Source organism: Streptomyces sp. NPDC127038 (genome assembly GCF_042725875.1).
Lineage (GTDB): Bacteria > Actinomycetota > Actinomycetes > Streptomycetales > Streptomycetaceae > Streptomyces.
The window spans coordinates 114,166-130,525 of the sequence record NZ_JBHXDQ010000016.1 but is presented as its reverse complement, the minus strand read 5'-3'; the positions used below and the strand labels follow the sequence as shown (position 1 = coordinate 130,525).

Genomic DNA, 16,360 nt, shown 5'->3' with positions numbered 1-16,360 from the left:
GCACCTCACCCAACGGCGACGGCCTGATGCACCGGCACGGCCCCGCCCCCCACCGGACCGAACCCGGTGACGTCAGCGCGAGCGACCCCGCGCGGTACCTTCGTGCCGTGACCCGGTGCTGCGTTCGCGGTCGCTCCACGCGAGAGGGAGAGTGAACCCGTGAGTAAGTTCGTGCGGCCGGCCGCCGAGGGCGCGGACCCGTTCGGCACGGCGCGCCTGCGCCGCGGAGTGCTGGACGCCTGGGCGACCAGCCCGGCCCGGTTCCGCGAGGACGCCAACGCCGAGGAGGACCTCGTCCTCGGCGGCTACCGCGACCGCCTCGTCGTGGAACTCGCCCAGAACGCCGCCGACGCCGCCGCCCGCGCCGACGCCCCGGGCCGCCTCCGCCTCACGCTCCGCGACGGCGTCCTCGTCGCGGCCAACACCGGCGCCCCCCTCGACACGGCCGGCGTCGAGTCCCTCGCCACCCTCAGGGCCTCCGCGAAGCGGGACGCCCCCGACACGGCGGTCGGCCGCTTCGGCGTCGGCTTCGCCGCGGTCCTCGCCGTCACCGACGAACCCGCCGTCGTCGGCCGGGCCGGCGGCGTCCGCTGGTCGCTCGCCGAGGCCCGCGACCTCGCCGCCGGCACCGCCGCGGACAGCCCCGGCCTCGGCGACGAGATCCGCCGCCGTGACGGCCATGTGCCGCTGCTGAGGCTGCCGTTCGCGGCCGAGGGCACCGCCCCCGGCCCGTACGACACCGCGGTGATCCTGCCGCTGCGCGACACCGCCGCCGAGGACCTCGCCGAACGCCTCCTGCGCACGATCGACGACGCCCTCCTGCTGGCCCTGCCCGGCCTGGAGGAGGTGGTCGTCGAGATCGGCGACGACGAGGTCCGCACCCTGCGCCGCACCGCCGCCGAGCACGGCACCGTCATCGACGACTCCCGCGACGGCACCACCCGCTACCGCACCGCCGCCGCGCACGGCCCCCTCGACCCCGCCCTGCTCGCCGACCGCCCGGTCGAGGAACGGCTGCGTCCGCGCTGGTCCGTGACCTGGGCCGTCCCGGTCGACACGGCCGGAGCACCGGCCCGGCCCCGCACCAGCCCCGTCGTGCACGCGCCGACCCCGAGCGACGAGGCCCTCGGCGTGCCCGCGCTCCTCATCGCCTCCTTCCCGCTCGACACCACCCGCCGCCACGCCGCCCCCGGCCCGCTGACGGAGTTCCTGGTGGAGCGCGCGGCGGACGCCTACGCCGAACTCCTCGCCTCCTGGCGGCCCGTGGACGCCGGGATCATCGACCTCGTGCCCGGCCCGCTCGGCAAGGGCGGGCTCGACGGCGCGCTGCGCCAGGCGATCCTGGACCGGCTGCCGCGCACCGCGTTCCTGCCGCCCGCGGCCCCGCAGGACCGGCTGCCCGCTGTGGACGCCCCCGAGGACTGGCCCGCGAGCAGCACCGCGGAGAACCCCGCCGCCCTGCGCCCGCGTGACGCCGAGGTGGTGGAGGGCGCGGGCGCCGAGACCGTCCGGGTCCTCGCCGAGGTCCTGACCGGTCTGCTGCCCGCCGGCCTCGAACGACGGGTCGAGCTGCGCACGCTGGGCGTGGCCCGGGTCGCGCTCACCGAGGCCGTGGACCGGCTGGCCGGCCTGGAGAAGGACCCGGAGTGGTGGTACCGCCTCTACGACAGCCTCGCCGGGGTCGACCCGGACCGGCTGTCGGGGCTGCCGGTGCCGCTCGCCGACGGCCGGACCACGATCGGGCCCCGCCAGGTCCTGCTGCCCGCCGCCGGGGAGTCCCCGGTGGCCCCGGGAACGCTCGCCCGGCTCGGTCTGAAGGTCGCCCACCCGGACGCCGCCCACCCCCTCCTGGAGAAGCTGGGCGCCCTGCCGGCCTCGCCGCGCGCGGTGCTCACCACGCCGCAGGTGCGGGCCGCGGTGGCCGCCTCGCTCGACGACGAGGGCGGGGCCTGGGACGAGGACACCCTGGACGCGGAGGAGCTCGCGGACACCGTCCTCGCGCTGGTCCGTGACGCCGTGCTCGAACCCGGCGACGAGCCCTGGCTCGGCGCGCTCGCGCTGCCGGACGAGGAGGGTGAACTCGTGCCCGCGGGTGAACTCGTCCTGCCCAAGAGCCCGTTCGCCCGGATCATGCGCGAGGACGAACTCGCCTTCGTCGACAACGAGTTGGCCGAACGCTGGGGCGAGCAGCCGCTCGCGGCCTGCGGGGTCCTTGCGGGCTTCGCCCTGGTGCGCGCCACCGACGTCGTCCTCGACCCGGACGAACTGGAGCCGCGGGAAACGGACTTCGCCGAGCCCGACGACGCGGGTCTGCTGGACGCGGTGGACGTGTGGTGCGAGGACGTCCTGGACCGGCTGCCCGACTCGCCGGTGCCGCCCGTGGCCACCGAGATCGTGGCCGTACGGGATCTGGACCTGGTGGACGACGACCAGTGGCCGCAGGCCCTCGCGCTGCTCGCGCGGCCGCCGCTGCGGGACGCGATCATCCAGCAGGTGCGCGTCCTGCTCCCGGACGGCAGGCACGAGATCGTCCGCCCGTACACGGCCTGGTGGCTGCGCGGGCATCCGGTGCTCGACGGGCGCCGCCCGGCCGGTCTGCGGGCCGCCGGGGGCGATCCGCTGCTGCGCGGGCTGTACGACGAGGCCGACGCGACGGGCTTCGACGACGAGCAGGTCCTGCGGGCGCTCGGCGTCCGTACCTCCGTGGCCGCCCTGCTGGACGAGCCGGGCGGCGCGGCCGAGCTGCTCGACCGGCTCGCCGACCCCGACCGCCCGGTCACCGCGGCCCAACTGCACGCCCTGTACGGCGCGCTGGCCGATCTCGATCCCGAACAGGTCACCCTGCCGGACGAGTTGAGGGCGGTCGTGGACGGCGAGGTGCGGGTCGTGGACGCGGCCGACGCGGTGGTCGTGGACTCGCCGGACCTGCTGGCCTTCACCGACGGGACGCCGCTGCTGCCGGTGCCGCCGTCGCGGGCCGCCGAGCTCGCCGAGCTGTTCCAGGTGCGGCGGCTGAGCGAGTCCGTCACCGGGGAGGTCACCTCCGAGGGCACCGAGCACGACGTACCGGAGTCCGTACGGGTCCTGCTGGGCCCGGCGACCCCCGCCTCGTACGTCGAGCACGAGGAGCTGGTGGTCGACGGCACCGAGATCGACTGGCGCCGCACCCGGGACGGGGTGCTGCACGCTGCCACGCTGGAGGGTGTCGCCGCCGGGCTCGCCTGGGCGGCGGGCCAGTGGCCGCGCCGCTTCGAGGTCGCCGCGCTGCTTGAGGATCCGTCCCGCACGGAGGAGCTGGCCCGGGACCGCTGGTTCGACTGACCCGCCCGCTCGAAGCGTGTTCAGCCCGGCCCCGGGTCCGTCCCCCGGGGCCGGGCTTCTTCCTGCTTTTCGTCATCGCCGCGCAATGCGGACCTAAAAACTCCGGTTCCCTCACCCCACCCGTACAACCCCTCGCACCCCTCACTAATCTCACACCTTGAGTCAACAGACTCAGCGATCACTTGGGTCCCGCGCAGACGACGAGCCGTGAGGAACGACCACAGCCGGGACCCCCTTTCTCCACCTGGGGAACCCCATGCGCATACGAGCCACCGTGGCCGCCGTCACCGGCGCCCTGGCCCTCTCCGCTCTCGCCGTGCCGGCCGCGCAGGCCGCAGGCAACCCGGTCTCCGGCGTCACCTTCTCCAACGTCGTGATCAACGGCGGCAAGAACATCGTGGTCGGCGCCTCCGCGCAGGTCACGGTCAGCGCGACCTACACGGTCACGCACCCCTCGACCGTCAGCGCGTCCGCCTTCGACAGCGGCCCGGTGCTCTACCGCGGCACGTCGGTCACCGCGCCGACCGACATCCTCGGCGGCGACGAGGGCGGCACCTGCACCGCCTCCAGCTCGACCGTGCTCAAGTGCACGGCCAAGATCCAGTTCCGCCCGGTGCCCGGCACCGACTACGACGACCTGACCTCCGCCGAGGCCGGCGCGTGGAAGGTCGGCGCGGTCGCCGTCGACTACGCCAACGAGGACAACATCAAGTGGCAGGGCGACCTGGGCGCCCTGAACCTCCAGCGCTACTCCAAGCTGACCGTCGACGCCGCCCCGGAGCCGGTGAAGAAGGGCAAGACCGTCACGGTCACCGGCGCCCTGACCCGCGCGAGCTGGGACAGCGCCAAGTACTACGGCTACGGCACCCAGTCGGTGAAGCTTCAGTTCCGCAAGGCGGGCACCAGCACCTACACCACGCTCAAGACGATCAAGACGGACAGCGCCGGCAACCTGAAGACGACCACGACGGCCACCGCCGACGGTTACTTCCGCTACAGCTTCGCCGGCACCTCGACCACCCCGGCCGTCAGCGCCACGGGCGACTACGTCGACGTCCAGTAACACCTGATCCACCCCGGGATCCCCGGTCCGTCCAGGGCCGGGGATCTCCGCTGTCCGGGGGCTCCCGCACCACCGGCCGCGCGATCTCCGCACGGGTCGCACGTGTATTCATTTTCCGTGCAACCTTTCGGGCACCCCGGCGATCTTTCCCCATGAGTCAGCAGACTCCGCCGTCACCTGGGCCCGTGCGACCACGCCCCGTGAGGAACGACCACGGGAGGGCCCTGTTTCCACTGGGGGATCGCATGCGTATTCGTGCCACAGTGGCCGCCGTCTCCGGCGCCCTGGCTCTCTCCGCCCTCGTGGCGCCGGGCGCCCACGCCGCCGGCTCCACCGGCCACCGCGCGGACATCGCCAAGGTGCGGGAGGCCGCGCGCGCCGCCTCGGGCAGGACCGCGTACACCGGATCCACGGGCACCACCACCGGCGTGCCCTACGCCCTCGACCTCTCCTTCTCCAACGTGAAGGTCAACAGCGGCTGGCCGATCGTCGTCGGGACGACCAACCACGTCATCGCCCCGGTCACCTTCAGCGTCAAGCACGGCGCCTCCGTCGACATCACCGCCGACGACTTCCTCCTGGACGTCGAGCTCTACCGCGGCACGTTCGACGAGCCCGTCGGCGTCCTGATCGGCGACGACTTCCCGTCCTGCGCCGCCACCTCGACGACCACCGCCGTCTGCGAGGGCACCATCGACATCTACCCGCGCGACCACGAACTGGTCAACGCCGACGCCACCACGTGGAAGGCGATGGGCCTGGCGATCGCCCTCAACGGCGTCGACCCGACCGACGACGACGCCGACCTGAGCAAGATCGGCTACGTCGAGCAGGACAAGCTCACCACCACCCGGGTGCTGCGCTACGCCAGGCTGACGGTCAACGCCGCCCCGGAGCCGGTGAAGAAGGGCAGGACCGTCACGGTCACCGGTGCCCTGACCCGTGCGAACTGGGAGGACCGCAAGTACCACGGCTACACCGGACAGTCGGTGCAGCTCCAGTTCCGCAAGAAGAACAGCACCACCTACACCACGCTCAAGACGGTGAAGACCGACAGCACCGGCAAGCTGAAGACCACCACGACGGCCACCGTCGACGGCTACTTCCGCTACAGCTTCGCGGGCACCTCGACCACCCCGGCCCTCAAGGCCACGGGCGACTACGTCGACGTGCAGTGAGCGGCACCGTGAACCGGTGACATCTCCCCAGGACGCGTCCTAAGCGGGAACGCGGCGGTCGACCCACCTCCAGAGGAACTCCAGGACGGCCGCCGCGACCACCGAGATCAGCACCGCGACCCACGGCATCGTCGCCCCGACCAGCTTCAGCGCGAAGAAGTGCTGGAGCCTCGGCACGACGAGCACCAGCAGGAACGCCCCGCCCATCGAGGCGACGAGGCAGATCCGCCACCAGGTGTAGGGCCGGGCGATGATCGCGAGCACCCACATCGAGACCAGGAACAGCGTCAGCGTCGCGGCGCTGGTCTCCGCCTCCAGCGAGCCCGTACCCGTGTAGTGATGGCGCGCGATCAGATACATCACGAAGGTCGCCGTCCCCGCCACGACCCCGCCCGGGATCGAGTACCGCATCACCCGCCGCACGAAGTGGGGCTGGGCCCGCTCCGTGTTGGGGGCGAGGGCGAGGAAGAACGCCGGGATGCCGATCGTGAGGGTGGACAGCAGGGTCAGATGGCGCGGCAGGAACGGGTACTCGACCTGCCAGCACACCACCAGCACGGCCAGCAGCACCGAGTAGACCGTCTTCACCAGGAACAGGGTCGCGACCCGGGTGATGTTCCCGATGACCCGGCGGCCCTCCCCGACCACCGAGGGCAGCGTCGAGAAGCTGTTGTTCAGCAGCACGATCTGCGCCACGGCGCGGGTCGCCTCGGACCCCGAGCCCATGCTGACCCCGATGTCGGCGTCCTTCAGGGCCAGTACGTCGTTCACGCCGTCGCCGGTCATCGCCACCGTGTGCCCGCGGGACTGGAGGGCGCCGACCATGTCCCGCTTCTGCTGCGGGGTGACCCGGCCGAAGACCGTGCCCTTCTCCAGGTGCTCCGCCATCTCCGCCGGTTCGGCCGGCAGCTCGCGCGCGTCGACGACCTCGCCGGTGAGCCCCAGCTTCCCGGCGACCGCGCCCACCGACACCGCGTTGTCGCCGGAGATGACCTTGGCCCTGACGTCCTGCTCGGCGAAGTAGCGCAGGGTGTCGGCCGCGTCCGGGCGCAGCCGCTGCTCCAGCACGACCAGCGCGGCGGGCCGGGCGGCCCCGGCGGCCTCCGGATCGTCGAGGTCCTTGGTGGTCCGCGCGAGCAGCAGCACCCGCAGCCCCGCCTCGTTGAGCCGCTCGGTGTCGGCGAGCGCCTTGTCCCCGGCGGGCAGCAGGACGTCGGGAGCGCCGAGCAGCCAGGTGCTCGACTCGCCGTTGCCCTCGCTGAACCCGGCACCGCTGTACTTGCGGGCGGAGGAAAAGGGCAGCGCCTGGGTGCAGCGCCACTCCTCGCTGTCCGGATAGGCGGCGATGATCGCCTGGAGGGAGGCGTTGGGCCGGGGATCGGACTCGCCGAGCGCGCCGAGGACCTTGCGCAGATACGTCTCGTCGGCGCCGTTCAGCGGCCGCAGCTCGGTGACGTCCATGCCGCCCTCGGTGAGGGTGCCGGTCTTGTCCAGACAGACGGTGTCGATGCGGGCGAGGCCCTCGATGGCGGGAAGTTCCTGCACGAGGCACTGTTTTCGGCCAAGGCGGATGACGCCGATCGCGAAGGCGACCGAGGTGAGCAGGACCAGCCCCTCGGGGACCATGGGCACGATCCCGCCGACGGTCCGCGCGATGGAGTCCTTGAAGCCGTGCTGCTTGACGACGAGCTGGCTGATGACCAGGCCGATGGCGGTCGGGATCATCATCCACGTCACGTACTTGAGGATCGTGGAGATGCCGCTGCGCAGCTCGGAGTGGACCAGTGTGAACCGCGAGGCGTCCTCCGCCAGCTGGGCCGCGTACGCCTCCCTGCCCACCTTCGTCGCCGTGAACGCGCCGCTTCCCGCGACCACGAAGCTGCCCGACATGACGGCGTCCCCGGCGTGCTTGACGACGGGGTCGGCCTCACCGGTGAGCAGTGACTCGTCGATCTCCAGGCCGTCGGCCTCGGCGCAGGTGCCGTCGACGGCGACCTTGTCGCCCGGCCCGATCTCGATGAGGTCCCCGAGCACGATCTGCGACGCTCTCACCTCGGCGGCGACCCCGTCCCTGCGGACGGTCGGCTTCACCTCGCCGATCACCGCGAGCGAGTCCAGCGTCTTCTTGGCCCGCCATTCCTGGATGATGCCGATCCCGGTGTTGGCGATGATCACGTACCCGAACAGGCTGTCCTGGAACGGGGCCACGAACAGCATGATCAGCCACAGGACACCGATGATCGCGTTGAACCGGGTGAACACGTTCGCCCGGACGATCTCGCCCACGGAGCGGCTGCTGCGGACGGGTACGTCGTTGACCTCGCCGCGCGCGACCCGTTCGGCCACCTCGGCGGCCGACAGTCCCTCGGCCCGCCGGGAGGCGGGTACGGGCGCGGGGTGAACGGGATCGAGTCCGGCGCCCGCGGGGGTGTGGGTCATGTCATCGACGGTACGTGCCGATTTGCGGCTTCACCCGCCGAGTGGGCCGAAGTTCCGACCTGGGGAGGAGCCGCGGGCGGCGGGGAATGCTGCCGTGGGTGGAGATGCGGGGCCGCCCCTCCGCCCCAGGGACCGCCGGACGGCCGCCGTTACTCCGTTCCGGGGATCGCCGTCGGTCCGCGAGGGGGACCGCCGTCGGTCCGTGACGGGCCGGCCGTCGGCCTGCGAGGGGGATCGCCGTCGGTCCGTGACGGGGGCAGCCGTCAGTCCGCGAGCGGGGCCGCCGGGGAACCGGTCGCAGCGGCGCGCTTGATCGCCGCGTCGCGCTTGCGGACGTACCAGATGCCGATCAGCCCGAGGCCCGCGCCGGCCAGACAGGTCCACAGCCACCACAGGTGCCCGTGGTCGTCGAACCAGCCGTAGAAGGGCAGCTGCACCAGGAAGAGGACGAACCAGAGGATCGTGCCGCCCGTGATGGTGGCGACCACGGGGCCCTCCAGGGGCTCCGGCGCCTCGTGCTTGGGGGTCCACTTCGCCATGTGCACAGCTTACGAGGGCCGGCGACCGATCGTGTCCGCACCCTGTCTCCCCTTGTACGGCAAGGGTCTACGCGCGGAGATAGCGATTTCCGACTCATATCTTCATACTGAAACAGTCCGAGTCTGGCCAGTTGTATTCGTATGAAACACCAACAGCGACCTGGGGGAACCTGCTGGTGAACGACCACTGACCAGGCTCGATCACGTCCCGTCCCCCTGCACGTTTGAGGACCCGCATGTCCACCTCGGCCGCCACCAAGGCCCCCGCCCCGCACGAGCCGGAGTCCCGGCCCGCGCAGAGCGCTCTCGACCGCTACTTCAAGATCTCCGAGCGGGGCTCCAGCCTCCCGCGCGAGATCCGCGGCGGTTTCGCCACCTTCTTCGCGATGGCGTACATCATCGTGCTGAACCCGATCATTCTGGGCAGCGCGAAGGACATGTACGGGCACCACCTCGACAACGGGCAGCTCGTCACCGCGACCGCGCTGACCGCGGCCTTCACCACGCTCCTCATGGGCGTCATCGGCAACGTGCCGATCGCGCTCGCGGCCGGCCTCGGCGTGAACACGGTCGTCGCCCTCCAGCTCGCCCCCCGGATGTCCTGGCCGGACGCCATGGGCATGGTGGTCCTCGCGGGCTTCGTCGTGATGCTCCTGGTCGCCACCGGTCTGCGCGAGCGCGTCATGAACGCGGTGCCGCTCGGCCTGCGCAAGGGCATCGCGATCGGCATCGGCCTGTTCATCATGCTGATCGGCCTGGTCGACTCCGGCTTCGTCACCCGCATCCCGGACGTCGCCCAGACGACGGTCCCGCTTCAGCTCGGCACCGACGGCCACCTCCACGGCTGGCCCGTCCTGATCTTCATCCTCGGCACGCTGCTGACCCTCGCGCTCATGGTGCGCAAGGTGCCCGGCGCGATCCTCATCTCGATCGTCACCATGACGGTCGCCGCGGTGATCATCAACGCCGTCACCACCGTCCCGTCCTGGGGTCTGACCACCCCGAAGTGGCCCGGCAACCCGGTCGCCAGCCCGGACTTCGGTCTCATCGGCCAGTTCAGCCTCTTCGGCGGCTTCGGCAAGGTCGGCGTGCTGACCGGCATCCTGTTCGTCTTCACCGTGCTGCTGTCGTGCTTCTTCGACGCGATGGGCACGATCATGGGCATCAGCGACGAGGCCAAGCTGACGGACGCGCAGGGCAACATGCCCGGCATCAACAAGGTCCTCTTCGTCGACGGTGTCGCCGTCGCCGTGGGCGGCGCCTCCTCCTCCTCGGCCACCACCTGCTTCGTGGAGTCCACGGCCGGTGTCGGCGAGGGTGCCCGCACGGGCTTCGCGAACGTCATCACGGGCGCGCTCTTCGCGGTCGCCCTGTTCCTGAGCCCCGTCGCCACGATGGTCCCGTCCCAGGCGGCCACGCCCGCGCTGATCGCGGTCGGCTTCCTGATCATGTCCCACTCGGTCAAGGAGATCGACTGGGCGGACTACACGATCGCCATCCCGGCCTTCGTGACCATGATGATGATGCCGTTCACCTACTCGATCACCAACGGCATCGGGATGGGCTTCATCACCTTCGTCGTGCTGCGCCTGGCGGCGGGCCGCGGCCGTGACATCCCGGTCGCCATGTACGTGGTGTCGGCGGTGTTCGCCTTCTACTACCTCATGCCGGCCCTCGGCCTGACCTGATCGGCGGCAGGCGTACGGGGTCTCACGTGACCCCGTAGAACTTCTCCGTCTCCTCGACGGCGGTCTGGAACCGCTCGTCGAAGTCGTCGCGAATGAGCGTCCGGACCACATAGTCCTGGACGCTCATTCCGCGTTTTGCGGCATGGTGGCGGAGCCGGTCGAGCAGCTCCCCGTCGATACGCAGGCTGAGCACGCTGGTCCCCATGGAGTCGAGGGTCGCCGTTTCCCGACCGGATTCGGGTCACTTTCCGGTGCGATCTCACTCATATGAGTGATCTCCGCGTCCGATGGCGCGTTTCACAGGTGCCCCGTTGTTCTTTAGCGAGAGTAATGAGTTACGCTAAAGAACATGCCTGACCTCACCCATGGCGACGACGAGGCCGCCGTGAACGCCTTGCGCTCCGCAGTGATGCGGTTGTCGCGTCGACTCAAGCACCAGCGGGTCGACGAGTCGCTGAGCCCCACCGAGATGTCGGTGCTCGGCACCCTCGCCCGCTGCGGCAGCGCCACGCCGGGCGAGCTCGCCCGCAAGGAGCACGTACAGCCCCCGTCGATGACCCGCATCGTCGCGCTGCTGGAGGCCAAGGAGCTCGTCAGGCTGGAGCCGCACCCCGAGGACCGGCGCCAGAAGGTCGTGACGCAGACCGACAAGGCGGAGGCCATGCTCGAAGAGAGCCGCCGCAGACGGAACGCGTTCCTGGCCGGACTGGTGGAGGGCCTCGACGAGGACGAATGGGCCAAGCTCCGCGAAGCCGCCCCCGTCCTGGAGAAGCTCGCGCACATCTGACCCCCGGCGGCCCTCGTCCGACCGCGGGACCGGGCCGCCTTCTCTTCCCCCCCCAAGCGCCGACGCCCCACACGACGCCGACGTCCCCGATGCCCTGGAGGCGAGCCCTTTTGAGTACGGGACCCGGAGCACACTCCGCCCCCGCACCAGCCACCCACGACCCCGCGTCCACCCGCGACTCCCGCCGCTCCTCCTCGATGTTCAGCTCGCTGAAGATCCGGAACTACCGTCTCTTCTTCCTGGGCCAGGTCGTCTCCAACACCGGCACCTGGATGCAGCGCATCGCCCAGGACTGGCTGGTCCTCAGCCTGACCGGCTCCTCCGCCGCGGTCGGCATCACCACCGCGCTCCAGTTCCTGCCGATGCTGCTCTTCGGCCTGTACGGCGGCGTCCTCGTCGACCGTCTGCCCAAGCGCCCCACGCTGCTGGTGACCCAGACGTCGATGGCCCTCACCGGCCTCGTCCTCGCCTTCCTGACCCTGACCGGCCACGTCCAGGTCTGGCACGTCTACCTCGCCGCCTTCGCCGTCGGCATGGCCACCGTGGTCGACAACCCCGCACGCCAGTCCTTCGTCTCCGAGATGGTCGGCCCCGGCCAGCTCCAGAACGCGGTGAGCCTGAACTCGGCCAACTTCCAGTCCGCGCGACTGGTCGGACCCGCCGTCGCGGGCCTGCTGATCACCGGCGTCGGAACCGGCTGGGCCTTCCTGCTCAACGGCCTGTCGTTCGTGGCCCCGCTCGCGAGCCTGCTGCTCATGCGGTCCCGCGAACTGCACGTCGTCCAGCGGGCACCGAAGGCCAAGGGCCAGCTCCGCGAAGGCCTCCACTACGTGGCCGGCCGGCCCGAACTGATCTGGCCGATCGTCCTCGTCGGCTTCATCGGCACCTTCGGGTTCAACTTCCCCGTCTGGCTGTCGGCGTACGCGGACGACATCTTCCACTCCGGCGCCGGCGCCTACAGCCTCTTCAACACGCTGATGGCGATCGGTTCGCTGACCGGGGCGCTGCTCGCGGCCCGGCGCGGCACGGCCCGGCTGCGCGTGCTCATCGCGGCCGCGGTGGCCTTCGGAGCGCTGGAGGTGGTGGCCGCCATGGCTCCCACGCTCTGGCTGTTCTCGCTGCTGATGGTCCCGATCGGGATCTTCGGGCTGACCGTGAACGTCACCGCGAACACCTCGGTCCAGATGGGGACCGACCCGGCCATGCGCGGCCGGGTCATGGCGCTGTTCATGATGGTCTTCGTGGGCGGTACGCCGCTGGGCGCGCCGCTGATCGGCTGGGTCACCGACACCTACGGGCCCCGCGTGGGCTTCGCGCTCGGCGGACTGGTCTCGGCGCTCGCGGCGACGACGATCGGGCTGGTCCTGGCCCGCGTCGGCGGTCTGAAGGTCTCCCTCGGGTGGCACCAGGGCCGCCCCAGGATCCGCTTCGTCCCGCGCGTGCGGAGCGAGGAGCAGCTGGCCACCGCGGTGTGACCCGGTGACTCCCGAGGCGGTCGGCCCGCACCCGCGGCCGGCCGCCTCTCGCACACCTCGGCTCCGATACTCCCGTGTGCCGGCCGTCGTTCCCTGGAAGGCTGGTCCCATGAGAATCTTCGCGGCGCTCCTGCCCCCTGCCGACGCGGTGCGTGAACTCGCCCGGGAAGTGGACGAGTTGCAGCGGATGCCGGGGGCGGACACCCTGCGCTGGACGGGCCGCCCCGGCTGGCACTTCACCCTCGCGTTCTACGGGGAGGTGGCCGACGACCTCGTCCCCGGCCTCTCGGAACGGCTGGAACGGGCGGCGCGTCGCACCGGTCCGTTCCCGCTGGCCCTGCGCGGCGGCGGCCACTTCGGCGACCGTGCCCTGTGGGCCGGCGCGGCGGGCGGCATCGAGACGATGCGGCTGCTGGCGGACCGGGCCGAGGCGGCGGGCCGCAAGGCGGGCGTCACCATGGAGGAGCACCGCCGCTACCGTCCGCATCTGACGGTGGCCCGCAGCCGCGTCTCCGCGGACCTCAAGCCGTACGTCGCCGCGCTGGACCCGTTCGCCGGAACGGCCTGGACCGTGGGTGAGCTGTGTCTCGTCCGCAGCAACCTGCCGGTCTCGGGAGTGCCCCGTGAGCAGCCCCGATACGAAACCGTGGCGAGCTGGCCGCTGGGGGCGGACGACGGGAGTCCCCGGGCGGCCGGTTAACCTCGATGACGTGAACCCCAAGACCCGAAACCGCATCATGGCCGGTGTGCTCGTGCTGATGTTCTTCGTCGTCGCCATGGCGGCGGCGGTCAGGTAACGACCGCCACCGCCGGACCGTGCCGAAGCCGGACCGTGCCTCGGCCGGGCGAAGGCCCCGGCCCGGCCGGACCGCTCGTCTACCAGGCGAAGGCCTCGGGCGACGGCCCCGGGCCCGGGAAGATCTCGTCGAGCCCCTCCAGGACCTCCTGCGACAGCTCCAGCTCGACCGCGCGCAGCGCCGACGCGAGCTGTTCCGCGGTGCGCGGGCCCACGATGGGGCCGGTGACGCCGGGACGGGTCAGCAGCCAGGCCAGCGCGGCCTCTCCGGGCTCCAGGCCGTTCTTCTCCAGCAGGTCCTCGTACGCCTGGATCTGGGCGCGCTGGGCCGGGTCGGCGAGGGCGTCGGCGGCCCGGCCGCTCGCCCTGCGGCCGCCCTCGACCTCCTTCTTGATCACACCGCCCAGCAGTCCGCCGTGCAGCGGGGACCAGGGGATGACACCGAGCCCGTACTCCTGGGCGGCCGGGATGACCTCCATCTCGGCGCGGCGCTCGGCGAGGTTGTAGAGGCACTGCTCGCTGACCAGGCCGATGGTCCCGCCCCGGCGGGCGGCGATCTCGTTGGCCTGGGCGATCTTGTAGCCGGGGAAGTTGCTGGACCCCACGTAGAGGATCTTCCCCTGCCGCACCAGGACGTCGATCGCCTGCCAGATCTCCTCGAACGGCGTCGACCGGTCGACGTGGTGGAACTGGTAGATGTCGATGTAGTCGGTCTGGAGCCGCTTGAGGCTCGCGTCCACCGCCCGCCGGATGTTCAGGGCGGACAGCTTGTCCTGGTTGGGCCACGGCTCGCCCTCGGCGCCCATGTTCCCGTACACCTTGGTCGCGAGAACCGTCCGCTCCCGCCGGTCACCGCCCTGGGCGAACCAGTTCCCGATGATCGATTCCGTACGGCCCTTGTTCTCGCCCCAGCCGTACACGTTGGCCGTGTCGAAATAGTTGATTCCGGCGTCCAGCGCCGCGTCCATGATCGCGTGGCTGTCGGCCTCGTCCGTCTGCGGTCCGAAGTTCATCGTGCCGAGGACCAGCCGGCTGACCTTGAGCCCCGTGCGTCCGAGCTGTGTGTACTTCATGGTCCACCAGCCAACGGCGTGGAGTGCGCTCTAGGCAAGAGCGGCGCGGGCGAAGGCGCCGACGGGCCGCGAGGTCGCCGTCGGCCTCGCCGGGACCGTCAGGCCGGCACCGCCGAGTACGGCTCGCCCAGGTCCCAGGACTGGTGCATCGCCTCCGCGAAGGATTCCGCGATCTTGTGTTCGCCGCTCGCGTTCGGGTGGGTGCCGTCGTAGGTGTCGAGGTCGATGTCGTACGAGGGGGGCGGGGACGCGAGGAGCAGCGGGGAGCGAGGTTCGTCGAGGTCGGCGGCCGTCTTGGCGAGGAGCTCGTTGAACGCGGCCACCTCGGCGGCGAAGGGGGCGTCGTCCCGGGCCCGGACGTTGGGGATCACGGGGAGCAGGACGACGCGGACGCGCGGGTTGGCGGCGCGGGCCTCCTCGACGAAGAGGCGGACGTTGTCGGCGGTCTGGACGGCGTTCGTGTAGAAGCCGAGGTCGATGAGCCCGAGCGAGACCAGCAGGACGTCGGCGCGCTGCGCGCGGACGCTCTCGCGGATCAGCGGGGCCATGTGGAGCCAGCCCTCGCCCCAGCCGGCCAGATGGGCGCGGGGGAAGTCCGGGTCCGCGTACTCGTAGGAGTCGGGGGAGCCCGTGGCCTGGTCGTAGAGCGTCTCGCGCGGGCCGACGATCTTGAACGGGCCCCCGTACGTCGCGCGCAGGTGCTGCCACATCCGGTAGCGCCACGTGTGTTCGCCCGCGCTACCGATCGTCATGGAGTCGCCGACGGGCATGAACCTGAGCATCCGATCATCATGGACGATCGGCCCAGGTGCCACGGGCCCCGGCGGTGTGAAGCTGGACACGCCCGCCCCCGCGGATCCGGTGGGCCGCGGCCGTCTGAACGGGCCGGTGGGATGGCAGGCTTGGGGGCATGCGCCGATCGCACTCGTCCGTGTCCGGAGCCGCCGCCGGAGTCCTTGCCGGAGCGGCCCTCGTCCTCACCCTGGCGGCGCCCGCGCTCGCCGACGGGGGCGACGGGGGATTCACCATCAAGGACCCCCGGATCAAGGAGTCCAGCGGGCTCGCCGCCTCGCGCATCCACCCGGGCGTGTACTGGACCCACAACGACAGCGGTGACGGGCCCTACCTGTACGCCGTGGACAGCAGGACGGGCCGGACCGTCGCCACGGTCACCATGACCGGGGTCGGCAGGCCGCGGGACGTCGAGGCGATCTCCATCGGCCCCGACGGCGACCTGTACGCCGGGGACATCGGCGACAACCTCGGCGGCTCGTGGGACCACGTGTGGATCTACAAGCTCCCCGAGCCGAAGGTGCTCAAGGACCAGACGATCCGTGCCACCCAGTACGTGGTGAAGTACGCGGACGGTCCCCGCAACGCGGAGGCGCTGATGGTGCATCCCAAGACCGGGCGGGTCTACATCGCCGACAAGGACGAGGACGGCGGCCACCTCTACGAGGGTCCCGCCCACCTCTCGGCCACCACCACGAACGTCTTCAGGCCCATCGCGCCCATCGACCTGTGGGTGACGGACGGAGCCTTCTCCCCCGACGGCCGGCAGCTCGCCGTGCGCGGCTACTTCGGCGGGATCGCGTACTCCTGGAACGACGGGCGGATCAAGCGCCTGGAGCGCCTGAACGTGCCCCTTCAGGACCAGGGGGAGTCGATCACCTACACCCCCGACGGATCGAAGCTCATGTACGGCAGCGAGGGCGCGGACAGCCCCGTGCAGCCCGAGGACGCGCCGGGTGCCACGGGGTCCGGCGCCAACTCCTCGTCCAAGGGCGGGGGTTCGGCCGCGGCGGGCGGGAGCGGTGGTCTGAGCGGTCAGGCGAAGGTCGGTGCCGTCGCGGTCGCGGCCCTGCTCGCCGTGGTCCTCGGCCTCAGGCGCCTGCGCCGCCGCTGACGGGCGCTCACGGGCCTGCCGTACGCCGTCGAGGGCGAGGGGCCCGGGACGGCGTACGGCGCCGCTGACGGGCCTTCACGGGGTCCGTGGACGCG

The 16,360-nt window shown here is 71.5% G+C and carries 13 protein-coding genes; 8 read left to right on the top strand and 5 right to left on the bottom strand.

Translation table 11 applies throughout. The features are described from left to right. Positions 1–159 precede the first annotated feature (159 nt). The 3 genes from ACFWI4_RS14935 (at position 160) to ACFWI4_RS14925 (ending at position 5,562) form a co-directional block, all read left to right on the top strand. The gene (locus ACFWI4_RS14935) at positions 160–3,321 is read left to right on the top strand and encodes a sacsin N-terminal ATP-binding-like domain-containing protein (protein WP_387195432.1); all 3,162 of its coding nucleotides are present in this window, start codon (positions 160–162) and stop codon (positions 3,319–3,321) included. A 256-nt stretch (positions 3,322–3,577) separates the two neighbouring features. Continuing rightward, a complete protein-coding gene (locus ACFWI4_RS14930; protein WP_387195430.1) occupies positions 3,578–4,384 on the top strand; it encodes a hypothetical protein in 807 nt (268 codons plus the stop codon). 245 nt (positions 4,385–4,629) lie between these two features. Further along, complete coding sequence (locus ACFWI4_RS14925) at positions 4,630–5,562, top strand: hypothetical protein (protein ID WP_387195427.1); 933 nt, start codon at positions 4,630–4,632, stop codon at positions 5,560–5,562. A gap of 39 nt (positions 5,563–5,601) precedes the next feature. On the opposite strand, the gene ACFWI4_RS14920 is transcribed toward ACFWI4_RS14925, so the two are convergent. Both ACFWI4_RS14920 and ACFWI4_RS14915 read right to left on the bottom strand, forming a co-directional pair. After that, the gene (locus tag ACFWI4_RS14920; protein ID WP_387195424.1) at positions 5,602–8,001 is read right to left on the bottom strand and encodes a cation-translocating P-type ATPase; all 2,400 of its coding nucleotides are present in this window, start codon (positions 7,999–8,001) and stop codon (positions 5,602–5,604) included. 263 nt (positions 8,002–8,264) lie between these two features. Beyond that, a complete protein-coding gene (locus ACFWI4_RS14915) occupies positions 8,265–8,540 on the bottom strand; it encodes a DUF2530 domain-containing protein (protein WP_387195421.1) in 276 nt (91 codons plus the stop codon). 236 nt (positions 8,541–8,776) lie between these two features. Between ACFWI4_RS14915 and ACFWI4_RS14910 the strand changes: the two genes are divergently transcribed. Beyond that, positions 8,777–10,228 carry an NCS2 family permease gene (locus ACFWI4_RS14910; protein WP_387195418.1) on the top strand — a complete coding sequence of 484 codons (1,452 nt, stop codon included), beginning with the start codon at positions 8,777–8,779 and terminating at the stop codon, positions 10,226–10,228. Between the two features lie 22 nt (positions 10,229–10,250). Here the strand turns inward: ACFWI4_RS14910 and ACFWI4_RS14905 are convergent, their stop codons facing one another. Further along, positions 10,251–10,433: a hypothetical protein gene (locus ACFWI4_RS14905; RefSeq protein ID WP_054235178.1), complete on the bottom strand. Its 183-nt coding sequence runs from the start codon at positions 10,431–10,433 to the stop codon at positions 10,251–10,253. Positions 10,434–10,577: 144 nt separating this feature from the next. Between ACFWI4_RS14905 and ACFWI4_RS14900 the strand changes: the two genes are divergently transcribed. The 3 genes from ACFWI4_RS14900 (at position 10,578) to thpR (ending at position 13,190) form a co-directional block, all read left to right on the top strand. After that, entirely contained in the window at positions 10,578–11,015 is a 438-nt protein-coding gene (locus ACFWI4_RS14900; RefSeq protein WP_385395117.1) for a MarR family winged helix-turn-helix transcriptional regulator, read from the top strand. 110 nt (positions 11,016–11,125) lie between these two features. Further along, positions 11,126–12,490 carry an MFS transporter gene (locus tag ACFWI4_RS14895; RefSeq protein WP_387195414.1) on the top strand — a complete coding sequence of 455 codons (1,365 nt, stop codon included), beginning with the start codon at positions 11,126–11,128 and terminating at the stop codon, positions 12,488–12,490. A gap of 109 nt (positions 12,491–12,599) precedes the next feature. After that, positions 12,600–13,190 (top strand): RNA 2',3'-cyclic phosphodiesterase, encoded by a 591-nt coding sequence (gene thpR / locus ACFWI4_RS14890; RefSeq protein WP_387195411.1) that lies wholly within the window; start codon positions 12,600–12,602, stop codon positions 13,188–13,190. Between the two features lie 176 nt (positions 13,191–13,366). On the opposite strand, the gene ACFWI4_RS14885 is transcribed toward thpR, so the two are convergent. Both ACFWI4_RS14885 and ACFWI4_RS14880 read right to left on the bottom strand, forming a co-directional pair. Further along, complete coding sequence (locus tag ACFWI4_RS14885; RefSeq protein ID WP_387195408.1) at positions 13,367–14,359, bottom strand: aldo/keto reductase; 993 nt, start codon at positions 14,357–14,359, stop codon at positions 13,367–13,369. 98 nt (positions 14,360–14,457) lie between these two features. Then, positions 14,458–15,141, bottom strand: a complete 684-nt coding sequence (locus ACFWI4_RS14880; protein WP_385395128.1) for an SGNH/GDSL hydrolase family protein — start codon at positions 15,139–15,141, stop codon at positions 14,458–14,460. A 128-nt stretch (positions 15,142–15,269) separates the two neighbouring features. On the opposite strand from ACFWI4_RS14880, the gene ACFWI4_RS14875 reads away from it, so the two are divergent. Continuing rightward, positions 15,270–16,265 carry a WD40 repeat domain-containing protein gene (locus ACFWI4_RS14875; RefSeq protein ID WP_387195405.1) on the top strand — a complete coding sequence of 332 codons (996 nt, stop codon included), beginning with the start codon at positions 15,270–15,272 and terminating at the stop codon, positions 16,263–16,265. The last annotated feature ends 95 nt before the right edge of the window (positions 16,266–16,360 follow it).

Bases quoted from the DNA above. Each gene is read 5' to 3' on its own strand.
- ACFWI4_RS14930 (WP_387195430.1), top strand. From the start codon at position 3,578: ATGCGCATACGAGCCACCGTGGCCGCCGTCACCGGCGCCCTGGCCCTC.
- ACFWI4_RS14925 (WP_387195427.1), top strand. From the start codon at position 4,630: ATGCGTATTCGTGCCACAGTGGCCGCCGTCTCCGGCGCCCTGGCTCTC.
- ACFWI4_RS14920 (WP_387195424.1), bottom strand. From the start codon at position 8,001: ATGACCCACACCCCCGCGGGCGCCGGACTCGATCCCGTTCACCCCGCG.
- ACFWI4_RS14915 (WP_387195421.1), bottom strand. From the start codon at position 8,540: ATGGCGAAGTGGACCCCCAAGCACGAGGCGCCGGAGCCCCTGGAGGGC.
- ACFWI4_RS14910 (WP_387195418.1), top strand. From the start codon at position 8,777: ATGTCCACCTCGGCCGCCACCAAGGCCCCCGCCCCGCACGAGCCGGAG.
- ACFWI4_RS14905 (WP_054235178.1), bottom strand. From the start codon at position 10,433: ATGGGGACCAGCGTGCTCAGCCTGCGTATCGACGGGGAGCTGCTCGAC.
- ACFWI4_RS14900 (WP_385395117.1), top strand. From the start codon at position 10,578: ATGCCTGACCTCACCCATGGCGACGACGAGGCCGCCGTGAACGCCTTG.
- thpR (WP_387195411.1), top strand. From the start codon at position 12,600: ATGAGAATCTTCGCGGCGCTCCTGCCCCCTGCCGACGCGGTGCGTGAA.
- ACFWI4_RS14885 (WP_387195408.1), bottom strand. From the start codon at position 14,359: ATGAAGTACACACAGCTCGGACGCACGGGGCTCAAGGTCAGCCGGCTG.
- ACFWI4_RS14880 (WP_385395128.1), bottom strand. From the start codon at position 15,141: ATGCTCAGGTTCATGCCCGTCGGCGACTCCATGACGATCGGTAGCGCG.
- ACFWI4_RS14875 (WP_387195405.1), top strand. From the start codon at position 15,270: ATGCGCCGATCGCACTCGTCCGTGTCCGGAGCCGCCGCCGGAGTCCTT.